Here is a 22,615-nt window from a genome sequence, read left to right on the forward strand (position 1 = left end):
GGGCATCACCGCCGCCCATCCACTGCCATGCGCACGGCCAACCCGGCCAGCACCGTGCCCATGAACCACCGTTGCACCGCCTGCCAGGTGGGGCGGGCGACCAGGAAGCCAGCGATGCTGCCTGCCATTATCGCGATCACCGCGTTCACGCTCACGCTGACCAGCAGCTGGGTGGAGCCCAGCACCAGCGACTGCATCAGCACGCTGCCCTCGCTGTCCGGGTGCAGGAACTGCGGCAGCAGGGACAGGTACATCACCGCGACCTTGGGGTTCAGCACGTTGGTCAGGAAACCCATCGCGAACAGCTTGCGTGGGCCGTCCACCGGCAGGTCACGCACCGCGAACGGCGAACGGCCGCCGGGCTTCAGCGCCTGCCACGCCAGGTACAGCAGGTACAGCGCGCCGCCGATGCGCAGCGCGTCGTAGGCGAACGGCACGGTCATCAGCAGCGCGGTGATGCCCAGCGCCGCGCACAGCATGTAGAACACGAAGCCCAGCGCCACCCCGCCCAGCGAGATCAGCCCGGCCATGCGGCCCTGGCAGATTGAGCGCGAGATCACGTAGATCATGTTCGGCCCGGGCGTCAGCACCATGGCCAGCGAGACAAGGGCGAAGGCCAGCAGGTCGGACGTGGCGGGCATGGTGGGCTCACGCAGTGGGGGTGCCGAAGTGTAGCGCCGCCTGCACACCGCCTGCCTTAAAATCCGTCTCACCCCACACCCGAACCGCCCCCATGACCCCCATCCCCGAGACCGTGCCGCCGACCGAAGTGCGCATGGCCGAAATCGTCTTTCCCAACCACACCAACCACATGGGCACCCTGTTCGGTGGCCAGGCCCTGGCATGGATGGACAAGGCCGCCTTCCTCGCCGCCGCCCGCTATTCGCGCCGCACCGTGGTGACCGCGCGCAGCGACCAGGTCGATTTCAAGCTGCCGATCCGCATCGGCCAGATGGTGGAAACGATCGGCCGCATCGTCGAGGTCGGCCGCAGCTCGATGAAGGTCGAGGTGGAGCTGATCGCCGAGGACCTGCACAGCGGCGAGCGCAAGCTGTGCACCCGTGGCCACTTCGTGATGATCGCCCTGGGCGACGATGGCCACCCGGTGACCGTGCCGCAGCTGCCCGGCGCGCCGGCGGCCTGAGCCGATGCTTGCGGGGGCGCCGGTGCGCCCCCATCTGGCTGCCATGACCCCGTCGCTCACCGACTTCATCGACCGCGCCCAGCGCTTGTTCGTGCTGACCGGCGCCGGCTGCAGCACCGCCTCGGGCATCCCCGATTACCGCGATGCCGATGGCCAGTGGAAGCGCACGCCGCCGGTGACCTACCAGGCCTTCATGGGCGAGGCCGCCACCCGCCAGCGCTACTGGGCGCGCAGCCTGCTGGGCTGGCCGCGCTTCGGCCAGGCCCGGCCCAACGGCACCCACCAGGCGCTGGCCGCACTGGAGGACAGCGGCAAGCTGCAGGTGCTGCTGACCCAGAACGTGGATGGCCTGCACCAGCGCGCGGGCAGCCAGAACGTGATCGACCTGCATGGCCGCCTGGACCTGGTGCGCTGCATGGGCTGCGAACGTCGCAGCGAGCGTGAGGCGTTCCAGCAGCGGCTGCTGCAGACCAACCCCGGCTGGGAACTGCTGCAGGCCGGTATCGCGCCCGACGGCGACGCCGATCTGGAAACCGACTTCTCCGCGTTTGCGGTGCCCGACTGCCCGCACTGCGGTGGCCTGCTGAAGCCGGACGTAGTGTTCTTCGGCGAAAACGTGCCGCGTGAACGCGTGGCTGCGGTGCATGAGCACCTGCAGCAGGCGGATGCAGTACTGGTGGTGGGTTCCTCGCTGATGGTCTATTCCGGCTTCCGCTTCGTGCAGGCCGCGGCCAAGGCGGGTCTGCCGGTGGCCGCGCTGAACCGTGGCCGCACCCGTGCCGACGACCTGCTGCAGTTCAAGGACGAGCGCGACTGCGCCGAGGCGCTGGCCGGGTTCGTCATCGGGTAGCGCCGGGCCATGCCCGGCGGAAACGGGCTGCCGCGCTGTGCGCTCGCCGGGCGTGGCCCGGCGCTACCCACAACGCGCCCCCACGAAACAGCGATCCACCCACACGGTTGATCTATCGGCCGCACAGCGGTGCAATACGCACCCCCTTTGGTACACCTCCCACTGCCGTGAGCCAGCTGTTTTCGCCGATCTCCTTCGGCCCCCTGACCCTGTCCAACCGCATCGTCGTCGCGCCGATGTGCCAGTACTCCGCCGAAGACGGCCGCGCCAGCGACTGGCATGCCATGCATCTGGGCAACCTGGCGCAGTCCGGCGCGGGCCTGTTGATCCTGGAGGCCACCGCGGTCGAAGCGCGCGGCCGCATCAGCTGGGCCGATCTGGGCCTGTGGGATGACGGCACCGAAGCGGCCCTGGCGCAGGTGCTGGCCAGCGTGCGCCGCTGGTCGCCGATGCCGCTGGGCGTGCAGCTGGGCCATGCGGGCCGCAAGGCCTCTACGGCGCGCCCGTGGGATGGCGGTGGCCAGCTGCCGGCCGATGATGCACGCGGCTGGACCACGGTTGCGCCGTCGCCGCTGCCGTTCCATGCCGCCGATCCGGCACCGCAGGAACTGGACGAGGCCGGTATCGCCGAAGTCGTTGCCGCTTTCGCCGCCAGTGCGGTGCGCGCCGAGCGCTTGGGCTTCGAGCTGATCGAGATCCACGCCGCGCACGGTTATCTGCTGCATCAGTTCCTGTCGCCGCTGAGCAACCGCCGCACCGATGGCTACGGCGGCTCGCTGCCGAACCGCCTGCGGATGCTGGTGGAAGTGTTCGACGCGGTGCGTGCCGCAGTGTCGGACAAGGTCGCCGTAGGCGTGCGCATCTCCGCCAGCGACTGGGTCGAGGGGGGGTGGGACATCGTGCAGAGCGAGGCGCTGGCACAGGTGCTGGACGCGCGCGGCTGCAATTTCCTGCATGTGTCCAGCGGCGGCCTGCACGAGCGCCAGAAGATCAGTGTCGGCCCGGGCTACCAGGTGCCGTTCGCGGCGGCGATCAAGGCCAAGAAGGTGCGCATGCCGGTGATCGCGGTGGGCATGATCACCGAGCCGGAGCAGGCCGAATCGATCCTGCGCCACAACCAGGCCGATGCCATCGCACTGGCCCGCGGCATCCTGTACGACCCGCGCTGGCCGTGGCACGCCGCTGCTGCACTGGGCGACAGCGTGGTGCCGGCACCGCAGTACCTGCGCTGCGAACCGCGCGACGCACGCGGCGTGTTCAGCCCGCGCTGAGCACTACACCTGCCAGGCCGGCGGCAGGCCGGCCTGCAGGTGCTCGAACAGCGCGCGGATCTTGGCGGTGAAATCGCGGCGGTCGCTCACGCAGAAGTAGACGTCCATCGGCTCCGGCTGCCAGTCGGTGCCGCAACCGAACACGCATTGCAGGCGACCATCGCGCAGGTAGGGCTCGGCCACGAACGCCGCCAGCCGGGTGATGCCGGCACCGGCGGCGGCCAGCTCGGCCAGCGCGTCGATGTCATCGCAGACCATGCTCGGCGGCAGCGCGGCATCCACCCGCTCGCCGTCCTTCAGCAGGCCCCAGCGCAGTGGCCGGCCATCGGTGGGAAAGCGATGCAGCAGGCCGCGATGGGCGGCCAGCTGCGCCGGTTGCAACGGCGTGCCGTGCGCCTGCAGGTACGCCGGCGAGGCGCAGAACACGAACGGGATGCGTGCCAGAGGGCGTGCCACCAGCCCGTCCTCCAGCTGCGCGCCGATGCGGATGCTGGCATCCACCGCCTCGGCACCGTGCTGCACGGCGCGATCGGTCAGGCGCAGCTCCAGCTGCAGCTGCGGGTAGCGCTGCTGCAATGAGGGCAGCAGCGGTGCCAGCACGTGCCGGCCGAACGCGCTGCTGCTGGCGATGCGCAGGGGCCCGGCCGGCTCCACGTCGCCGGCGGTCACCATTGCCTGCGCGCGCGCCAGGTCGGCTTCGATATGCCGCACCTGCGCCAGGTACACCGTGCCGGCCTCGCTCAGCGCCAGCTGGCGCGTACTGCGGTTCAGCAGCCGCACGCCCAGGTGGGCCTCCAGCCGGTTGATGTTCTGGCCCACGGCGGTGGCGCTGATGCCAAGGGTGCGCGCCGCAGCGGCAATGCTGCCGGTCTCTGCGGTGCGGGTGAAGCTGCGGATGAGCTGCAACAGGTTCATGACCGACCAGCTTGCCATGCGGAAGGCCAAGTATCGCTTGGGTCTGTCCCAAGCAGTCGGTTGCATCGGTGACCATCGTGCACCACGGGAGTGGGCTGGCCTACACTCCGGCGATGCGCCCCGATTCCATCCTCACTCTCTCCTGTCCCGACCGTACCGGCATCGTCTACCGCGTGTCGGGCCTGTTGTTCGACCACGGCTGCAACATCCTCGACGCCCAGCAGTTCGGCGACGAGGAGAGCGGTCGCTTCTTCCTGCGCGTGCACTTCGACCGCGATGCGGGCCTGCCGCTGGACACCGTGCACGCCGCGATGGCCGCACTGGCCGCAGACTTCGGCATGGACTGGCAGCTGCATGATGGCCGCCGCCGGCCGCGCCTGCTGGTGCTGGTCAGCAAGCAGGGCCATTGCCTGAACGACCTGCTGTTCCGTGCCCACAGCGGCCAGTTGAAGGTGGACATCGCTGCGGTGGCCTCCAACCATGCCGACTTCGCAGCACTGGCAGCGTCCTACCAGGTGCCGTTCCACCACCTGCCGGTGAACGCCGACACGCGCGCGGCGCAGGAACAGCAGATCATCGATCTGGTCGAGCGCGAGCGCATCGACCTGGTGGTGCTGGCGCGCTACATGCAGATTCTCTCGCCCACGCTGTGCCGTGCGCTGGCGGGCAGGGCGATCAACATCCACCACAGCTTCCTGCCCAGCTTCAAGGGCGCGCAGCCGTACCACCAGGCGCACGCGCGCGGGGTCAAGATCATCGGCGCCACCGCGCACTACGTCACCGAAGACCTGGACGAAGGCCCGATCATCGAACAGGACGTGGCCCGCGTGGACCACGCGATGACCCCGCGCGAACTGGTACGGCTGGGCAGCGATACCGAATCGCAGGTGCTGGCGCGGGCGGTACGCCGGCATGTGGAGCACCGCATCCTGCTCAACGGGCACCGCACGGTGGTGTTCAGGTAACGCGGGCAGTGCCCGGGATGGAGCCCGGCAATTGCCCACGATGCGCCCGCTGCTGCTGGACTGGCCTGGGACAGGTGGAACGCACGCCATCGATATGTTCCATCAGCCCTTTGGGAATGGATGACCACATCGGATCCAATACGAAATCGACCCCTTCACGCCGGGCGAGCTTCGCGGCGGGCACGAAGTCGGCATCGCCGGCCATCAGGATGATCTGGCGGACCTGGCGCTTGAGGGCGAGTGAGGAAATGTCGATGCCGATGCGCATGTCCACGCCTTTCTGTCGCACATCCGGTTGCAGCTCATCGGCTTGAAGATCGCCGAAGGTCCGCTTGCCCTTGAGCAGGTCGTCGAAGGTTCGCGATCCGGTCGTCCACGAACTGAAGTCGGTGAGGTGGCCAAGACGCAGGGCGACCTTCCGCTTCTGCTTCAGCGCCTCGTGCAGGCTGGATCTGAACAGTGCTTCGTCGGATCGCGAGTAGTCGATGCACAGCCCCGAAATCGGGTTGTGCATCCTCTTGCACAGCGGCGGGCAATCGTAGAAGAAGATGCGATAGAGATCGCGTCGCTCGCCACTTGCATGCTTCAGATGGGCGATGGCCCATCGGTGAGCGACCTCGGCGGCGCGTTGAGCGTTGTAGGCGTTGTGGGGCTCGATGCGGCGAAAGCGTTTGATGAAATAGCCGCCATCAATGAGAACTGCCGTCGGCATACCGTTGCCCTCCTGGCTTCGTCCAATGAAAAAGCCCTCGGTTCGGCCGTCCCGCGATCTGTTGGGGGGCGTACTTGGAGGGCTGGATGGGCTCGATTCTGCAGGGGGCGAATCAGGCGCACAAGCGGCAGAGGCGACACGCTGCCTACAGGATCGCGATCCTCGCCTTCGCCAGGGCCTCGCGCACCATGCCGTCATTGGCCTCGGTCACCGGCCGGGTCAGCTCCCACAGGAATTTCACCCGGAAACCCGACTTCACCGCGTCCTGCGCGCTCCACAGCACGCAGTAGTCGCGGGCCAGCCCGCACACGTGCACCTCGCGGATGCCGCGTTCGTGCAGCCAGCCGGCCAGCCCTGTGGCCGGGCGCGTGCCGTCCGGGCCGTGGTTCTCGCGGAAGGCGCTGTAGGAATCCACCTGCTGGCGGCTGCCCTTGCGCAGGATCAGGTCGGCCACGGTCCAGTCCACGCCGGGGTGCAGGGCGGCGCCGGTGCTGCCCTGCACGCAGTGGTCCGGCCACAGGGTCTGCGGCTGTGCATGCAGCAGGATGGCTTCAAAAGGCAGATGGCCCGGGTGCTGGCTGGCGAACGAGGCGTGGTTGGCCGGGTGCCAGTCCTGGGTGGCCACCACGGTGCGGTAGCGGCGCTCGGCCAGCAGCGCGTTGATCGGTGCCACCAGCACATCGCCCTGTTCGCAGGCGAGGGCGCCACCGGGCATGAAGTCCGGCTGCAGGTCGATCACCAGCAGGGCGACATCAGCGGGCAGGGCGGTCATGGCAGGTCCAGCACAACGGAAGATGGGCGGCCAGCGTGGCCGCCCATCGCGCGCACGTCAATCGCCGCTGGCGGTGTCGTTGTCCTGCCCGTAATACAGCAGGCCGATCCTGATGCGCTCGCGGCCGTTCTCGCGACGATGGCGGTTGGCATCGCGCAGCGAGTAGACGCAGCCACAGTACTCCTGCTGGTAGAACTGCTCGCGCTTGCTGATCTCGATCATGCGGCTGGCACCGCCGCCCTTGCGCCAGTTGTAGTCCCAGTACTGCAGGCCCTCGTAGCGCGAGGCGGCGCGCACACCACAGTCGTTGATCTGCGCCATGTTCTTCCAGCGCGAGATGCCCAGCGAGGAGCTGATGGTGTCGTAGCCGTGCTCGTGCGCGTACAGCGCGGTGCGCTCGAAGCGCATGTCGAAGCACATGGTGCAGCGGATGCCACGCTCGGGTTCGTTCTCCATGCCACGCGCACGGCTGAACCAGTTGTCGGTGTCGTAGTCGCAGTCGATGAAGGGGATGCCGTGCTGTTCGGCGAAGCGGATGTTCTCCTGCTTGCGCAGTTCGTATTCCTTCACCGGATGGATGTTGGGGTTGTAGAAGAAGATCGCGTAGTCGATCCCGGAGGCGGTGATCGCCTCCATCACTTCGCCCGAGCATGGCGCACAGCACGAGTGCAGCAACAGGCGCTGGCCGTTGTCGGGAAGGGTCAGGGTGGGGCGTTGGAGCTCGGTCATCGTCGGGTGCATCTGGGCGTGGGCAGCGGGTCTGGACGGAAACCGTGAACAGGACGCGCGCGGCCACATCGCCTGCACGCGCAGGACGACGACGGCCCCGGCAACCTCCCCGCGGAGATTCCAGGTCGAGTCAGGGGGACGGTCGTGTCCCCCGGCCGGGGCCGGTATTCGGGCTGATGGACACGGGCCGGCTGGCCCACCTACTACCTGCCGCTTCCCAGGCGCGAGCCCAGTGCTGTTGGCAGGATTCGTTTCCATTCACCGCTGCGGGGCAGCTCCGGAATGGGCGCGCGAAGCGCCTTCACCGGATTCCCGTTTAAATCCCTGCCGCCATCGAAGCCACGGCAGGGATACCTTCGGCGTGCCCAAGGTGGACGCGTTGGCGGCAATGGTCAAGGGCCGGTGAAAACGCAGGGCTGTGGCGCGTTTCTCAGGCTGTGAGAGTGCCTCTTGCCATACTGGGCACCGACAGACGGGAGGTGGCTCGTGGCGGCGAAGTACTGCGATCTGGTCATGAAAGGTGGCATCACCAGTGGCATCGTGTATCCCAACGCGGTGCTCGCGCTGGCCCGCGAATACCGTTTCAAGAGCATCGGTGGCACCTCGGCCGGTGCGATCGCCGCTGCCGTGGCGGCCGCTGCGGCATACGGCGACCGGCGCCAGCAGGCCGGCGAAACCCTGCCCGGTGACGCCGGGTATGGCGGCCTGTCGGCGGTGTCGGCGCAGCTGTCGCGGCGTGGATTCATCTACAGCCTTTTCCAGCCTGCCGCCGGCGCGCGCGCTGCGTATCGGTTGCTGGTGGTGCTGACCGGCAACGCCGGCTGGCCACGCAAGCTGCTGTGCCTGGCCATCGCGGTGTTCCAGATCGCGCCGCTGGAAGTGCTGGTGTCGTTGGCACTGCTGCTCGGCCTGGGCTGGTGGGGCGGTGGCTGGAGCGGCGTGGCGGCGACCCTGCTGCCGTCGCTGCTGTGTGCCTACGGCGCAGGCGTGGCGGCCGCTGCGCTGCGCGTGGCCCGGGTGGCGCGGCGCAACCTGCTGGGCCTGTGCAGCGGGCTTAGCCGGGATGCAGGCAAGCCGGCGCTGACCGAATGGCTGCATGAAAGCCTGCAGCAGCTGTCGGGCAAGCCGATGGATGCACCGCTGACCTTCGCCGATCTGCACGACGCGCCGCGCTATTCAGGCGAACCGGACAGCCCGCATGCGATCTCCCTGCAGATGATCACCACCTGCGTATCGCACAACGAACCGCGCACGCTGCCGTTGGGCGGGGCGCAGTTCTGGTTCCTGCGCGAGGAGTTCGAGCAGCTGTTCCCGGCCAGTGTGGTGCAGTGGATGGTCGACCGCGCCGGACCACCGCGCGAGGTTGAAGGCCACAACTACTACCACCTGCCGCAGGGTGCGTCGCTGCCGGTACTGGTGGCCACGCGCATGAGCCTCAGCTTCCCGCTGCTGATCAGCGCGGTGCCGCTGCATGAGCCCTCGCGTCGCGAACGTCGCTGCGAGCCGACGTCGACGGCTGCAGGCGAGGCCGGACACAACGTGGCCGACAGCATGGAAGGGCTGACCAGCGCGGGCCAGGCCTGTGGTCCGGTGATCACCGCGTTCCGGGTGTGCTGGTTCTCCGATGGCGGCATCAGCAGCAACTTCCCGATCCACCTGTTCGATGCCGCGCTGCCGCGCTGGCCGACCTTCGCCATCAACCTGGTCTATCCGCAACGTCCCGAGCCGGTGGTGCGCGAGAGCGACAGCCGCCAGGCGCTGGAGCGCGCGGTGTTCCTTCCCACCGAAAACCGGCATGGATGGCAGCGACATTACCAGTCCATCGCCACGCCGCTGGCGGCCGGTGAGCTGGGCCGCTTCCTGTTTGCGGTGGTGGCCACCATGCAGAACTGGCGCGACCTGCTGCAGGCGCGTGCGCCGGGGTATCGCGACCGCATCGTGCATGTGAGCCTGCAGGGCGACGAGGGAGGCATGAACCTGGACATGCCACAGGAGGTGCTGACCCGCATCGCCGACAAGGGCAGCCTCGCCGGTGCACGCTTCTGTTCGTTCTCGTTCGAGAACCATTACTGGATCCGTTGGCGCAACCTGGCCTCGGCTTACCAGCGCTACACGCTGGAAATATCGCGCACCGACGATCCGGCGCAGCAGGTGCTGGCCTATCGCGCGGCCTATGCGATGGTGGCCACCGGCACACCGCCACCGCCGTCGTACAAGCTGGGTTCGGAAGACAAGCGGCTGGCGTCGCAGCAGCTGTGGGGGCTGATGGTGGAACAGGGCCGCAGCTGGGATGACCTTGGCCCCGACCTCACCGATGGCTCGCCACGGCCGTTGCCACAGATGAAGGTGACGCCGATCTATTGATCGCGGTGCGCCGCTGCGCTCGCCGGGCATGGCCCGGCGCTACCGTTGGCTATCGCCACGCCTCGACCACTGCATCGCCGCGCAATGGCGCATACAACGGCAAGGCCAATTCCTGCTTCACCCATCCCGGGTTGAGCGCGCGCAATCCCGCCAGGTATTCGCGGGCCAATGCGGTTTCACCCTGCGACATCGCCAGCCGCGCCGCGCGTGCCCACGTCCGGTCCCAGCCATGCGCCAGCGCCAGCGAGGTGGCCAGCGACGCACGTGCGCCGGCCACGTCGCCCTTTTCCCACTGCTGTTCGGCGCGGATGATCGCTTCATTCGAAAGCCGCATGTCGTACAGCTCGCGCAGGCGCGCCACGGCACGCGGGTCGGCATCCACGCGCAGGTCGGTGTCCTGCCAGTCGCCGCCAGGCGTGCGCACCAGCAATGCCGCCGACCATTGCCCGCTGCGTTGTCCACCCGCCGCTTGTCCCGCTTCCAGCGCTGCCAACAGGCGCGCGGCAAGCGCACCGTGGGTGGTCGTAAACGCGCGTTGCATCGCCGCCAGCACGTCCGGCCCAACCAGTCCGTTGCCTTGCACGCTCACCTTGCCCTCGCCAACGGCACCGGCCCAATCGGCCCGCTGCGCGATCGCGCCGGTGTACTGCGCGTTGCCACCGCGCGCGCTGACCAGGCCAATCTGGCGCTCGGCGATGCTGGTGCCATCGAAATCGCCGTCCTCATCCAGCAGTTGCTTCAGCACCTGCGCGGGCGAGCGACCCGTAGCCAGTAGTTCCAGACCCTTCGACCCATAGGTCGGGTTGGTTTCGAACTGGCTGGCGACCGCGCCGACCTTCGCCTGCGCCCACGGCACGCCCACTCCTCCGACAGCGAGGTTGTGCGTGGCCACCGCCACGCCGCAGTCGCCGGCCTCGTTGCAGGCAACAATGGAGAAGGTCGCCCACGCCGGTGTCGCGACAGCAGCAAGCAGCAGGGCCAGGCAGGGGCGCAGCACGTACATGGTCGTCTCCGGTGATGGGGTTGGACTGGGATGCAACGAACCTGCGGAAGGTTTAATGCAGGCGGCGGCGGGCGCCCTAGAATGTCCGGCTCTTCATGCATGCAAGGAATGCCCGATGTCCGCCCGCCAGGAACTGCTGGACCTGCTTGAACGCCTCGATGCCCGTGACGCGGACCACTTCCCGGTGGTGCCGCTGGCGGCGTACTTCGAAGGCAACGACCAGGAAGAGAGCATCGCACCGAACCAGTGGGGCTATGGCCGTCCGCCGATCGCCGAACTGTACGCCCGCTTCGCCGCCATTGCCGCGCGCCCGGAGGTGGAAGGTGTGTACGTGGGCTTGCACCAGGACTGGGGCAGCGCACTGGAGGATGACAGCGAATGGCCAGCGGCCGAGAACGTGCACCTGCTGACCAGCGCCGATGCGGCGACCGTTGAAGAGTGGCTGCAGGGGCTGGAATGCGATGGCGTAGGCGAGGGCTGGCCGTATGGACAGCACGTCGATGCGCCGCTGCCCTCCGCCGGCCATCGCGTGCTGACCGTGTTCTGGGACTAGTAAAGCCACGCCATGCGTGGATGCATTTCGCGCACGGCCAGAGCGTGCCAACCAAGGTTGGCACCTACCAGAGCGGATATCCGGATGGGGTCAGGGCCCGTTGCGTCGCAACGGGCCCTGACCCCGGTGCCGACCAACCGGTCGGCACCCACCATCAGCAGCAGGTTCCAACAGTCGCGGGAACCTGTCGAAGGCGGGGTGGGTTCGGTTGCGGGGGCGTGAGCCGCATGGATGCGGCGACCGAGCTTACATGGACGTACTTGCAGCGTCCCCCGCAACCGGACCCACCCCGCCATCCCACGGAATGCCCGCTGTTGCTTTTGCTGTTGCCTTGGATTGAAGCAGGTGCAGGGCGCAGCCCTGCCGAACCCCCAACCCCTACCGCCCCGGCAACTGCGCGAACGCGCGCTGCATGCAGTCCTCGCGCGGACACACCCGGCAGCCCGGCCCGATCGACACCGAGTTGCCCGGGCTCTGCACGTCCAGCCCCAGCGAATACACCAGCCGATCGGCATGCTGCAGGTCACACCCCAGTGCCACCGCGAAGGTCTTGCGTGGCTGGCCGTGGCCCACCGGCCCGCTGCTGACCTGTCGCGCCAGCCAGAAGTGGCGCCGCCCATCGGGCATGCGCGCGGTCTGGGTGAGGATGCGTCCGGGCTGGTTGAAGGCCTCGTAGACGATCCACAACGGACACGAACCACCCACCTGCGAGAAGTGGAAATCGGTGGCCGAGTGGCGCTTGGACACATTGCCCGCGCGGTCCACGCGGATGAAGAAGAACGGCAGGCCGGGCGCACTGCGTCGCGCCAGCGTGCTCAACCGATGGCAGACCGCCTCGAATCCCACACCGAACTGATGCGCCAGCAGCTCGATGTCATAGCCGCTGGCCTCGGCCGCGCGCAGGAAACGCATGTACGGCATCACCAGCGCACCGGCGAAATAGTTGGACAGGCCGATACGCGCCTGTGCGATGCGGGCCTCGTCGGTGAAGCCGGTGCGCGCAATCACCGCATCGATCTGCGGCAGGTAGCCGCGCAGCGCCAGCTCGACCGCCATCTGGAACGCCTGCTGGCCCGGCTCCAGGTAGTCGGGCAGCCACAGCGTACGGCTGCCGGCATCGTACTGGCGCTTCTCGCGCCCGGCCTGCAGCGCAGCCACTTCCACCAGCACCCCGTGGCGGTCGGCCAGCAGCTGGCGCAGCCGTGGCGCCACGTGTCCCGGCGCCAGCCCCCATTCGGCGAACAGCTGCTCGGCCAGTTCGTCCAGCTCGGGGATGTGGTTGTGCATGCGGTTGAAGAACTCGCGCACCTGGTCGCCGGCCGGCAACGTGCTGCCCGCGCCCGGCTCGCCCAACTGGAACTCCAGCGCGGCGGCATGCTCGCGCAATGCCAGGTGCCGGCGATGCAGGTCCAGCAGCGCGCGGCTGACCTGCGGCAGGTTGCCGGCCAGCGCGCGCAGTTCGGTGGCGCTGACGTCGGCCAAGCCCAGATCGCGCAGGGTCTCGCCCAGCGACTCCTGCAGCGCGGCGGGCTCATCGTCGTCGAACAGGGTGGAAACATCGCCCAACACCTCGCCCAGCTTCTTCTGCACCGCGGGCGTCAGCGGGCGCTTGTTGCGCTCGATCTGGTTCAGGTAGCTGGCCGACAGTCCCAGGGCGCGGGCAAGGTCGGCCTGGCTGTAGCCGCGCTGCTCGCGCAGGCGCAGCAGACGCAGGCCGAGCTGGCGCTGGGGGGCTGAATAATTCACAGGATTAACAGGAATCGTGACGGGCATTGGCCAGATTAAGCGGATTCAGGCCGGAAATCGAGGTGTGGCCTGTGAATAATGCCAAGCATCTTTCGCACCCCGTGGATTGTCGTCATGACTGTTGCAGCGCCCCGTATCCGCATGCTGATCGATGGCCAGTTCGTTGAATCGGCCACCTCCCACTGGCAGGACGTGATCAACCCGGCCACCCAGGACGTGCTGGCCCAGGTGCCGTTCGCCACCACGGGTGAAGTCGATGCCGCCGTGGCTGCCGCCAAGGAAGCCTTCAAGACCTGGCGCAAGACCCCGATCGGTACCCGCGCTCGCATCTTCCTGAAGTACCAGCAGCTGATCCGCGAAAACATGAGCGAGCTGGCGCACATCCTCACCGCCGAACAGGGCAAGACCCTGCCGGACGCCGAAGGCGATGTGTTCCGCGGCCTGGAAGTGGTCGAGCACGCGGCCGCCATCGGCAACCTGCAGCTGGGCGAACTGGCCAACAACGTGGCCAACGGCGTGGACACCTACTCGATCATGCAGCCGCTGGGCGTGTGCGCAGGCATCACCCCGTTCAACTTCCCGGCGATGATTCCGCTGTGGATGTTCCCGATGGCCATTGCCACCGGCAACACCTTCATCCTCAAGCCGTCCGAGCAGGACCCGATGGTCACCATGCGCCTGGTCGAACTGGCGCTGGAAGCGGGCATTCCCAAGGGCGTGCTGAACGTGGTCCACGGTGGCGAGGAAGTGGTCAACGCCATCTGCGACCACCCGGACATCAAGGCGGTGTCGTTCGTCGGTTCCACCCGCGTCGGTACCCACGTGTACAACCGCGCCTCGCTGGCCGGCAAGCGCGTGCAGTGCATGATGGGCGCCAAGAACCACGCCGTGGTGCTGCCGGACGCCAACAAGGAGCAGACCCTCAATGCGATGGTCGGCGCGGCCTTCGGTGCGGCGGGACAGCGCTGCATGGCCGCCTCCACCCTGGTGCTGGTCGGTGAAGCGCGCGGTTGGGTGCAGGACCTGGTCGAAAAGGCCAAGACCCTGAAGGTCAGCGGTGGCACGGTCGCCGGCACCGACGTCGGCCCGGTCATTTCCTGCAGCGCCCGTGATCGCGTTGAAGGCCTGATCGCGTCGGGCGTGGAGCAGGGCGCCAAGCTGGTGCTGGATGGCCGCAAGCCGCAGGTCGATGGCTTCGAGAAGGGCAATTTCGTTGGCCCGACCATCTTTGCCGGTGTCACCACCGACATGCGCATCTACCAGGAAGAAATCTTCGGGCCGGTGCTGGTCATCCTCGAAGCGGAAACGCTGGATGAGGCCATCGCCATGGTCAACAGCAACCCGAACGGCAACGGCACCGCGCTGTTCACCCAGTCCGGCGCCGCAGCACGCCGGTTCCAGGAAGACATCGACGTCGGCCAGGTCGGCATCAACGTGCCGATCCCGGTGCCGGTGCCGCTGTTCTCGTTCACCGGTTCGCGCGCCTCCAAGCTGGGCGACCTGGGTCCGTACGGCAAGCAGGTGGTGCTGTTCTACACGCAGACCAAGACCGTCACCGCGCGCTGGTTCGACGACGAGACGCTGAGCCATGGCGTCAACACCACGATCAGCCTGAAGTAACCGCAGGGAGCAGCCATGAGCCACTCGATGACGACGGAACAGGAAGAAGCGCAGCAGGCGTACCGCGAAGCGGCGCGTGACTTCGCACAGGCCGAACTGGCACCGCACGCCGCGCGATGGGATGCGGAGGGCATCTTTCCGCGCGAGGCGATCGCCAAGGCCGGTGAACTGGGCTTCTGCGGTCTGTACATGGACCCGGAAGTGGGCGGCAGCGGCCTGAGCCGACTGGACGCCGCCGTCGTCATCGAGGAGCTCGCCAACGTCGACCCGTCGACCGCGGCCTATATCAGCATCCACAACATGGCCTCGTGGATGGTCTCCAAGTGGGGCCAGCCGGCGCTGCGCGACGCATGGGGCAATGACCTGTCTTCTGGCAGCAAGCTGGCCTCGTACTGCTTGACCGAGCCGGGCGCCGGTTCGGATGCAGCCTCGCTGAAGACCACCGCCATGCGCGATGGCGATTTCTACGTGTTGAATGGCTCCAAGGCCTTCATCTCCGGCGCCGGTGCCACCGAGCTGCTGGTGGTGATGGCACGTACCGGCGGTGCCGGTGCAGGCGGGGTCAGCGCGATCGCGGTGCCGGCCGACCTGCCGGGCATCAGCTATGGCCGCAAGGAAGAGAAGATGGGCTGGAACAGCCAGCCCACCCGTGGCATCACCTTCGAAAACGTCCGCGTACCGGTCAGCCACCTTCTGGGAGAGGAAGGCGGCGGCTTCAAGCTGGCGATGAAGGGGCTCGATGGTGGCCGGATCAACATCGCCGCGTGCTCGCTGGGTGCTGCGCAGGGCGCGCTGGATGCCGCACGCCGCTACATGGGCGAGCGCCGCCAGTTCGGCAAGGCGTTGTCCGAATTCCAGGCGCTGCAGTTCAAGCTGGCCGACATGGCCATCGAACTGGTTGCCGCGCGGCAGATGGTGCATACCGCTGCGCGCAAGCTCGATGCCGGTGCCAGCGATGCCAATGTGTGGTGCGCGATGGCCAAGCGTTTCGCCACCGATGCCGGCTTCACCATCTGCAACGAAGCCCTGCAGATCCACGGGGGCTACGGCTACATCCGTGAATATCCGATCGAACGCCTGCTGCGCGACAGCCGCGTGCACCAGATCCTGGAAGGCACCAACGAGATCATGCGGGTGATCGTTGCCCGTCACCTGCTCAACACCGAAGAGGAACTGCGATGAAGGATTGGCGTACCCAGGAGCACGTGGGCCTGAAGGTCGAGGCCGATGGCCACACCGCCGTGGTCACCCTGAACAACCCGCCGGCGCATACCTGGACCGTGCACAGCCTGTCGGCGCTGCGCGACCTGGTGGGCGCACTCAATGCAGACCGCGACATCTACGCGCTGGTGATCACCGGTGATGGCGAGAAGTTCTTCTCCGCGGGTGCCGACCTCAACCAGTTCGCTTCCGGCGACAAGGCTGCCGCACGCGAAGCGGCACGCCGTTTCGGCGAAGCCTTCGAGGCGCTGTCCGCGTTCCGTGGGGTGTCGATCGCTGCGATCAACGGCTACGCCATGGGCGGCGGCCTGGAGTGCGCGCTGGCCTGCGACCTGCGCATCATCGAAGACCATGCCCAGGTTGCGCTGCCGGAGGCCACCGTCGGCCTGCTGCCGTGCGCCGGTGGCACCCAGAACCTGCCGCGCCTGGTCGGCGAGGGTTGGGCCAAGCGCATGATCCTGCTCGGCGAGCGCATCAACGCGGAAACCGCCGTGCGGATTGGTCTTGCCGAAGAAAAGGTCGGCAAGGGCGAAGCCAAGGCGCTGGCACTGGAATGGGCGAAGAAGGCCGGCAAGCAGAGCCCGACCAGCATTGCCGCCTGCAAGACGTTGGTGCAGTCCACGCGCACCGGCACCCATGCGTCGGCGCTGGTGGCCGAGCGCGAGGCCTTCGTCGATCTGTTCGACACCGCCGACCAGGTCGAGGGCGTGAGTGCCTTCCTTGAAAAGCGCGCCGCGCAGTGGAAAAACGCATGAGTACCGACACCGCTGCCGATGACGCACCGGTGCTGTTCGAAGAGCGCACTGCCAGCAATGGCACACGCATCGGCATCGCCACGCTGAACGCACCGCGCACGCTCAATGGCTTCTCGCTGCCGATGGCACACCTGCTGCTGAAGCAGTTGAATGCCTGGGCCGACGACGATGCCATCGCCATGGTGGTGCTGCAGGGCGCCGGTGAGAAGGCGTTCTGCGCCGGCGGTGACCTGCACAGCCTGTACCAGAGCATGCGTGCCTACCGCGACGCCGGCCAAAGCGATATACGCGGGAACGACTACGCCGCCGAGTTCTTCGACGTCGAGTACCGCGTCGACTACCTGATCCATACCTACGCCAAGCCGATCCTGTGCTGGGGCCACGGCATCGTGATGGGCGGCGGCATTGGCCTGATGTCCGGTGCCAGCCACCGCGTGGTCAGCGAACGCTCCAAGCTGGCCTTCCCGGAAATCACCGTGGGCCTGTTCCCTGACGTGGGTGGCAGCTGGCTGCTGCCGCGCGTGCCGGGCAACGGTGGCCTGTTCCTGGCCCTGACCGGTGCGCTGCTCAACCCGGGCGATGCGATCTATGCCGGCCTGGCCGACGTGCATGTGGCCGAGGAACGCCGCAGTGCGGTGCTCGACGCGCTGCTGCAGGTCGCGTGGTCGACCGATGCCGCACGCAACCACGAGCGCCTGTCACAGCTGCTGCTGTCGTTTGCCAGCGATGCGGCTACCGGCCCGCTGCTGGCCAATGCTACGCAGGTCGATGCGCTGTGCGCAGGCGATGACCTGGCCGCCATCGTCGAACGCATCAGCACCTTGCAGACCGATGATGCGTGGCTGCAGGCCGCACAGAAGACCCTTGCCGCCGGTGCACCGGGTTCGGCACGGTTGGCCTTCGAACTGCAGCGCCGCAGCGCCGGCCAGGATCTGGCCAGCGTGTACCGGCTGGAATACATCGCCGCCCTGCATTGCGCCGCGCATGGTGATTTTGCTGAAGGCATCCGCGCGCTGCTGATCGACAAGGACCGCAATCCCTCGTGGAACCCGGCCACGCTGGCCGATGCCGACCGCGCATGGGCCGATACGTTCTTCGCTTCTCCCTGGGCCGATGTCGCACATCCGCTGGCCGGCCTGGGTACCCCTGTCGCTGAAAGGAGCCTTGCATGAGCCGCGTTGCATTCATTGGGTTGGGCAACATGGGTGGCCCGATGGCCGCCAATCTGGTCAAGAACGGCCACACCGTACGTGTGTTCGATCTGGTGCCTGCCGCGGTGCAGGCGGCGGTCGACGCGGGTGCCAGCGCAGCGGCATCGGCACGCGAGACCCTGGCCGAGGCCGAGGTGGTGATCTCGATGCTGCCGGCCAGCCGCCATGTTGAAGGCGTGTACCTGGGTGATGACGGCATCCTTGCCGCGATTCCCGCCGGTGCGCTGGTCATCGACTGCAGCACGATTGCCCCGGCCAGCGCGCGCAAGGTATCCGAAGCGGCCGCCGCACGTGGCCTGCAGATGATCGACGCGCCGGTGTCCGGTGGCACTGCCGGCGCGCAGGCCGGCACGCTGACCTTCATCGTCGGTGGTGAAGAGGACGCGCTTGAACGCGCCCGCCCGGTGCTGCAGGCGATGGGCAGGAACATCTTCCATGTGGGCGCCAGTGGCGCCGGCCAGGTGGCCAAGCTGTGCAACAACATGGCGCTGGGCGTGATCATGGCTGTCACCGGCGAAGCCATCGCCCTGGGCGTGGCGCACGGGCTGGACCCGAAGGTGCTGTCGCAGATGATGGCGGTCAGCACCGGCCGCAGCTGGGCCACCGAAGTGTGCAACCCGTGGCCGGGCGTGCTGGAGAACGCGCCGGCGTCGCGCGGTTACAGCGGCGGCTTCGGCAGCGATCTGATGCTGAAGGACATGGGCTTGGCGGTGGAGGCGGCGATGAGCGTCGGCGCCTCGATCCCGCTGGGCGAAGTGGCCCGCAACCTGTACTCGATGAACCACCAGGCCGGCCGCGGCAAGCTGGATTTCTCCAGCGTCGTGCAGCTCATCACGAGCGAAAAGTGACCTGGTAGTGCTGGCCGCTGGCCGGCAACCTCATGCCCCCTTGCGGGACAACGAAGGTGGGATGGGCGGATGCCCGGTTTCGACCGGCATCCGCCCATTTTTTTGCCCAGCCGCTTGGTAGTGCCGGCCGCTGGCCGGCATCACCGCATCAGGCAACGATCAGCGTCACGTCGATGTTGCCGCGGGTCGCGTTGGAGTACGGGCAGACGATGTGTGCCTTCTGCACCAGCTCTTCCACCTGCTCGCGCGGCACGCCCGGCACGTTGATGGTCAGCTCGGCTTCGATGCCGAAACCGGTCGGGATCTGGCCGATGCCGACCTTGCCGGTCACGGTGGTGTCGGCCGGCAGTGCGACCTTGGCCTGGCCGGCGACGAACTTCAGTGCGCCCAGGAAGCAGGCCGAATAGCCGGCAGCAAAAAGCTGTTCCGGATTGGTGCCCGGGCCGCCAGCGCCGCCCAGCTCGCGCGGGGTCGACAGCTGGATGTCCAGCACGTTGTCGGAGGACACGGAACGGCCTTCACGGCCGCCGGTGGAGGTGGCCTGGGCGGTGTACAGAACCTTTTCGATGGACATCGGGGTGCTCCTGTTCAGTGGGTGGGTGTCGCGTTGGAGCCTACTTTGCCCGGATTCTGCAGGTGTTGGGCTAGAACAAGTCCGAAAAACTTGATTGATCGTCCTGCTGGCCTAGATTGTCCACTCGCGGTCGGTGGTGAACATGATGGTCAGCCAGCGGTCCGGCGACGATTCGCCCAGCGCATCGCCGATCTCGTCGCGCAGGTGATCCCACTCCAGCAGGGGCCGCGGCGGGTCGTCCTCGCGCACCACGAAGAACAGCTCGATCTGTTCGCCACGGCCGACCTGGGCCACGTAGCTGCGGTGTTCGACGAAGCCGTGCTTTGCAACGATCGCCCGCGCCACCGCATCCACATGCGCCTGCAGTTCCGGCGGCGTGACCAGCAGGATGCCGGCCAGTGCGCGCCGCACGGTGCCCAGCGGCGCGATCATCACCAGCACGCAGACGAACGCCAGGATGGCCGGATCGATGTACGGCCCGACCCACGCCAGCGAGGTGCCACGCACTAGCACGCCGCCGAGGAAGGCCAGCAGATAGCAGGCCGACATGCTCGCGGCGATGACCCAGTTCTTCGCATCCAGTGCGATGAACTCTGAACCGATGCGCCGGTTGGCAAGCAGCACGAACCAGGCCAGCGCGCTTTCAGCCACGATCGACAGTGCCGCGAAGATGATTGCGGGGCCAAGCGCGATCTGTCGCCCACCCGACATCAGTGCATCGACTGCATTGACCAAGGCATACAGCGCTGCGCCGATCATCAGCGTACCGCTCACTCCCAGCACGATCGGTTCCAGGTGCCAGAAGCCCATGGTGAAGCGCTGGTTGAGGCGTGACTGCAACGCATCGGTCTGGGTGGACAGCGCGATCAGCCGCGCGACCAGCAGCGACAGCCACGTCATCACCACGTCGATCAGGCCGTAGATGCCATCGAAGATGATCAGCGACGAATTGGCCAGCAGGCCGAACACCACGGCGGCGGCGGCCAGCAGCAGCGAGGCGGCGATGGACAGCCGCAGCACACCCTGCTCGGTTGCGGGGTCGAAGAAGTGCGGTCGGTCAGTGGTCATGCCTCGATTGTAGAGCGGAGCCATGCTCTGCTGCCTTCAGGGGGGCTCCTTCGCTACCCAGGCGGCGGATGTTCCCGTAGACTGCGGCCCTTCCACGCTCCCCCGACGACGCACTGCAGTGATCACGCCACCCTGACCCTTGCCGCCTCTCGGCAGCCGGCCCAACCGGCTCAGGAACCCGCGTCTTTCCACTGCAGCGCCACGTGGCCTCGCCCGCGTGTGCGCGGAGTTTTCCCATGCAAACGTCTTACCCCCTGCGCCAGCAATGGCTCGGCAACCTCCGTGGTGATCTGCTGTCCGGCACCGTCGTCGCCCTGGCACTGATTCCCGAAGCCATCGCGTTCTCGCTGATCGCCGGCGTCGACCCCAAGGTCGGCCTGTACGCTGCTTTCTCCATTGCCGTCATCACTGCGATTGCAGGCGGCCGCCCCGGCATGATCTCTGCCGCCACCGGCGCGATGGCGCTGGTGATGGTCGACCTGGTAAAGGACCACGGCCTGCAGTACCTGTTTGCCGCCAGCATCCTGGCCGGCCTGCTGCAGGTGCTGGCCGGCGTGTTCAAGCTGGGCTCGCTGATGCGCTTCGTCTCGCGCTCGGTCATCACCGGCTTCGTCAACGCGTTGGCCATCCTGATCTTCCTGGCCCAGATGCCCGAGCTGATCGGCCGCGGCCCCACCGTGTATGTGCTGTGCGCCGCCGCGTTGGCGATCATCTACCTGCTGCCGCGCATCACCCGCGCAGTGCCTTCGCCGCTGGTGGCGATCATCGTGCTCACCGCCGTGGTCATCGGCTTCGGCATCGATGTACGCAGCGTGGGCGACATGGGCCAGCTGCCCGACAGCCTGCCGTACTTCCTCATCCCCGATGTGCCCTTCACCTGGGAAACGCTGCGCATCCTGCTGCCGGTGTCAGCCACGCTGGCGGTGGTCGGCCTGCTCGAATCGATGATGACCCTGCAGATTGTCGAGGACATCACCGAGACGCACAGTGAGCGCAACCGCGAGTGCGTCGGCCAGGGCCTGGCCAACACGGTCACCGGTTTCCTCGGTGGCATGGCCGGCTGCGCGATGATCGGTCAGTCGGTGATCAACGTGACCTCTGGTGGGCGAGGCCGCCTGTCCTGCCTGGTGGCCGGCGTGCTGCTGCTGGTGCTGGTGGTGTACGGCAGCGACCTGGTGCGGCAGATCCCGATGGCCGCACTGGTGGCGGTGATGATCATGGTCAGCATCGGCACCTTCAGCTGGCGCTCGCTGCGCGACCTGCGCACGCATCCGCGCAGCTCGTCGGCAGTGATGCTGCTGACCGTGGTGGTCACCGTGGCCACCCACGACCTGGCCAAGGGTGTGCTCAGCGGCGTGCTGTTGTCTGCCCTGTTCTTCGCCCGCAAGGTGGGGCGCATGCTCGACGTGCAACGCGAAGACGTTGCGGACATGGACATGCAGGTCTACCGCGTGCGCGGCCAGGTATTCTTCGCCTCCGCCGGACAGCTGGGTGCGGCGTTCGACTACCAGCACGTGGCGCCGAAGGTACAGATCGACCTGCGGGAGGCCCACCTGTGGGATCTGACTGCCGTGGCTGCGCTGCAACGCGCGCAGGAAAAGCTGGCCGCGCATGGTGCCGAAGTCAGTGTTGTCGGCCTCAACGCGGCCAGCCAGACGCTGATCGAACAGGTGGGGGGCAGAGGCAGCGCGCACTGATGGCCGCTTGCTGTTTTCGTCTGCAAGTTTTCTGATTGAGGCCTGCCTTCACCGGATGCACTGTGATTTCGTGCATTCGGCACAGATCGGAAAAGGACGAGAGATGATCGCAATACGCGTGTTTCCGGTACTTCTGTACTCCGCACTGGGTCTTGGCTTGACGGCGCTATCGCCCAGTGCGGTTGCGACCTCGCCCCGTATCGTGATCGAACATGTGTCCCACCACCGCGCAGGAACCGCTGAGGCGGCGGCGATCGCACGGTGGCTGGACAGCATCCCGGATGCGGATCGGCGGACGATGGAGCTGGGCACGATTACGGTGCAGCAGCGCCGGCCCCCCTCCGATGCCTGGGCCTCTGCCGCAGTGGCCCCTCCCGTTCCGCTTCCGGCCTCGGGTGCTGCCGGTGAGAAGATCACCATCACCAATGAGCTTCCCGGTGGCTTCGTGGAAACCTGGACGTTCCAGTGGGTTGCGGGAGAGGGTGGGGGCGGTTGGAAGCAGACCGATTACGAAACGCACGCGCCGATCGTGCAGCCTGATCGGCCCAACGAGCTGTGATGGAGCGGTGGTGGCCGGTCGCAGCAGGCCACCAACGC

22 protein-coding genes and 1 riboswitch are annotated in these 22,615 nt (G+C 67.3%); of the genes, 13 read left to right on the forward strand and 9 right to left on the reverse strand.

Going from position 1 to position 22,615, the window contains the following annotated elements:
* Positions 1-5: 5 nt before the first annotated feature.
* On the reverse strand, positions 6-641 hold the full coding sequence (locus tag CR918_RS20420; protein ID WP_099844651.1) for a LysE family translocator: 636 nt from the start codon (positions 639-641) through the stop codon (positions 6-8).
* A gap of 92 nt (positions 642-733) precedes the next feature.
* Between CR918_RS20420 and CR918_RS20425 the strand changes: the two genes are divergently transcribed.
* The 3 genes from CR918_RS20425 to CR918_RS20435 all read left to right on the forward strand — a co-directional run bounded on the left by CR918_RS20425 (position 734) and on the right by CR918_RS20435 (position 3,265).
* Positions 734-1,144 carry an acyl-CoA thioesterase gene (locus tag CR918_RS20425; RefSeq protein ID WP_025875773.1) on the forward strand — a complete coding sequence of 137 codons (411 nt, stop codon included), beginning with the start codon at positions 734-736 and terminating at the stop codon, positions 1,142-1,144.
* A 43-nt stretch (positions 1,145-1,187) separates the two neighbouring features.
* Positions 1,188-1,994: an NAD-dependent protein deacetylase gene (locus CR918_RS20430; protein ID WP_099844695.1), complete on the forward strand. Its 807-nt coding sequence runs from the start codon at positions 1,188-1,190 to the stop codon at positions 1,992-1,994.
* 167 nt (positions 1,995-2,161) lie between these two features.
* Positions 2,162-3,265, forward strand: coding sequence for an NADH:flavin oxidoreductase/NADH oxidase (locus CR918_RS20435; protein WP_025875769.1), 1,104 nt, complete (start codon positions 2,162-2,164; stop codon positions 3,263-3,265).
* 3 nt (positions 3,266-3,268) lie between these two features.
* Here CR918_RS20435 and CR918_RS20440 read toward each other — a convergent pair whose 3' ends face one another.
* The gene (locus CR918_RS20440) at positions 3,269-4,180 is read right to left on the reverse strand and encodes a LysR family transcriptional regulator (protein WP_025875767.1); all 912 of its coding nucleotides are present in this window, start codon (positions 4,178-4,180) and stop codon (positions 3,269-3,271) included.
* A gap of 113 nt (positions 4,181-4,293) precedes the next feature.
* Here CR918_RS20440 and purU point away from each other — a divergent pair, with 113 nt between their 5' ends.
* Complete coding sequence (gene purU / locus CR918_RS20445) at positions 4,294-5,145, forward strand: formyltetrahydrofolate deformylase (RefSeq protein WP_093820901.1); 852 nt, start codon at positions 4,294-4,296, stop codon at positions 5,143-5,145.
* Here purU and CR918_RS20450 read toward each other — a convergent pair.
* From CR918_RS20450 to CR918_RS20460, 3 genes are all read right to left on the reverse strand, one after another.
* Positions 5,138-5,857, reverse strand: a complete 720-nt coding sequence (locus CR918_RS20450; RefSeq protein ID WP_099844652.1) for an NYN domain-containing protein — start codon at positions 5,855-5,857, stop codon at positions 5,138-5,140. The two genes, purU and CR918_RS20450, sit on opposite strands and share 8 nt — an antisense overlap.
* Before the next feature lie 145 nt (positions 5,858-6,002).
* Positions 6,003-6,629, reverse strand: coding sequence for a bifunctional nicotinamidase/pyrazinamidase (gene pncA / locus CR918_RS20455; protein ID WP_099844653.1), 627 nt, complete (start codon positions 6,627-6,629; stop codon positions 6,003-6,005).
* A 57-nt stretch (positions 6,630-6,686) separates the two neighbouring features.
* The gene (locus tag CR918_RS20460) at positions 6,687-7,358 is read right to left on the reverse strand and encodes an epoxyqueuosine reductase QueH (RefSeq protein ID WP_025875757.1); all 672 of its coding nucleotides are present in this window, start codon (positions 7,356-7,358) and stop codon (positions 6,687-6,689) included.
* A 142-nt stretch (positions 7,359-7,500) separates the two neighbouring features.
* A riboswitch (cobalamin riboswitch) is annotated at positions 7,501-7,717 on the reverse strand.
* 154 nt (positions 7,718-7,871) lie between these two features.
* Between CR918_RS20460 and CR918_RS20465 the strand changes: the two genes are divergently transcribed.
* The gene (locus CR918_RS20465; RefSeq protein WP_165780930.1) at positions 7,872-9,722 is read left to right on the forward strand and encodes a patatin-like phospholipase family protein; all 1,851 of its coding nucleotides are present in this window, start codon (positions 7,872-7,874) and stop codon (positions 9,720-9,722) included.
* A 49-nt stretch (positions 9,723-9,771) separates the two neighbouring features.
* Here CR918_RS20465 and CR918_RS20470 read toward each other — a convergent pair whose 3' ends face one another.
* The gene (locus CR918_RS20470) at positions 9,772-10,725 is read right to left on the reverse strand and encodes a DUF1028 domain-containing protein (protein WP_099786245.1); all 954 of its coding nucleotides are present in this window, start codon (positions 10,723-10,725) and stop codon (positions 9,772-9,774) included.
* A 115-nt stretch (positions 10,726-10,840) separates the two neighbouring features.
* On the opposite strand from CR918_RS20470, the gene CR918_RS20475 reads away from it, so the two are divergent.
* Positions 10,841-11,278, forward strand: a complete 438-nt coding sequence (locus CR918_RS20475) for a hypothetical protein (protein WP_099844655.1) — start codon at positions 10,841-10,843, stop codon at positions 11,276-11,278.
* Between the two features lie 378 nt (positions 11,279-11,656).
* Here CR918_RS20475 and CR918_RS20480 read toward each other — a convergent pair whose 3' ends face one another.
* Positions 11,657-13,051, reverse strand: coding sequence for a helix-turn-helix domain-containing protein (locus CR918_RS20480; protein WP_202908384.1), 1,395 nt, complete (start codon positions 13,049-13,051; stop codon positions 11,657-11,659).
* Positions 13,052-13,138: 87 nt separating this feature from the next.
* Between CR918_RS20480 and CR918_RS20485 the strand changes: the two genes are divergently transcribed.
* The 5 genes from CR918_RS20485 to mmsB are packed head-to-tail and all read left to right on the forward strand — an operon-like array spanning position 13,139 to position 18,679.
* Positions 13,139-14,644 (forward strand): CoA-acylating methylmalonate-semialdehyde dehydrogenase, encoded by a 1,506-nt coding sequence (locus tag CR918_RS20485; RefSeq protein ID WP_025875748.1) that lies wholly within the window; start codon positions 13,139-13,141, stop codon positions 14,642-14,644.
* 15 nt (positions 14,645-14,659) lie between these two features.
* Positions 14,660-15,826 carry an acyl-CoA dehydrogenase family protein gene (locus CR918_RS20490; protein WP_099844657.1) on the forward strand — a complete coding sequence of 389 codons (1,167 nt, stop codon included), beginning with the start codon at positions 14,660-14,662 and terminating at the stop codon, positions 15,824-15,826.
* Entirely contained in the window at positions 15,823-16,620 is a 798-nt protein-coding gene (locus CR918_RS20495; RefSeq protein WP_059064019.1) for an enoyl-CoA hydratase, read from the forward strand. The genes CR918_RS20490 and CR918_RS20495 overlap by 4 nt, the downstream gene beginning before the upstream one ends.
* Positions 16,617-17,792 (forward strand): enoyl-CoA hydratase/isomerase family protein, encoded by a 1,176-nt coding sequence (locus CR918_RS20500; protein WP_099844658.1) that lies wholly within the window; start codon positions 16,617-16,619, stop codon positions 17,790-17,792. The genes CR918_RS20495 and CR918_RS20500 overlap by 4 nt, the downstream gene beginning before the upstream one ends.
* Positions 17,789-18,679, forward strand: a complete 891-nt coding sequence (gene mmsB, locus CR918_RS20505) for a 3-hydroxyisobutyrate dehydrogenase (protein ID WP_099844659.1) — start codon at positions 17,789-17,791, stop codon at positions 18,677-18,679. The genes CR918_RS20500 and mmsB overlap by 4 nt, the downstream gene beginning before the upstream one ends.
* Positions 18,680-18,827: 148 nt before the next feature.
* Here mmsB and CR918_RS20510 read toward each other — a convergent pair whose 3' ends face one another.
* Both CR918_RS20510 and CR918_RS20515 read right to left on the reverse strand, forming a co-directional pair.
* Entirely contained in the window at positions 18,828-19,253 is a 426-nt protein-coding gene (locus CR918_RS20510; RefSeq protein WP_004153735.1) for an organic hydroperoxide resistance protein, read from the reverse strand.
* A gap of 111 nt (positions 19,254-19,364) precedes the next feature.
* Positions 19,365-20,345 (reverse strand): cation diffusion facilitator family transporter, encoded by a 981-nt coding sequence (locus tag CR918_RS20515; protein WP_099844660.1) that lies wholly within the window; start codon positions 20,343-20,345, stop codon positions 19,365-19,367.
* A gap of 212 nt (positions 20,346-20,557) precedes the next feature.
* Here CR918_RS20515 and CR918_RS20520 point away from each other — a divergent pair, with 212 nt between their 5' ends.
* Both CR918_RS20520 and CR918_RS20525 read left to right on the forward strand, forming a co-directional pair.
* A complete protein-coding gene (locus CR918_RS20520) occupies positions 20,558-22,018 on the forward strand; it encodes a SulP family inorganic anion transporter (RefSeq protein WP_099844661.1) in 1,461 nt (486 codons plus the stop codon).
* A 7-nt stretch (positions 22,019-22,025) separates the two neighbouring features.
* Positions 22,026-22,577, forward strand: coding sequence for a hypothetical protein (locus CR918_RS20525; RefSeq protein WP_223487201.1), 552 nt, complete (start codon positions 22,026-22,028; stop codon positions 22,575-22,577).
* Positions 22,578-22,615 lie beyond the last annotated feature (38 nt).

It is taken from the genome of Stenotrophomonas indicatrix, from assembly GCF_002750975.1.
Taxonomy (GTDB): Bacteria; Pseudomonadota; Gammaproteobacteria; order Xanthomonadales; family Xanthomonadaceae; genus Stenotrophomonas; species Stenotrophomonas indicatrix.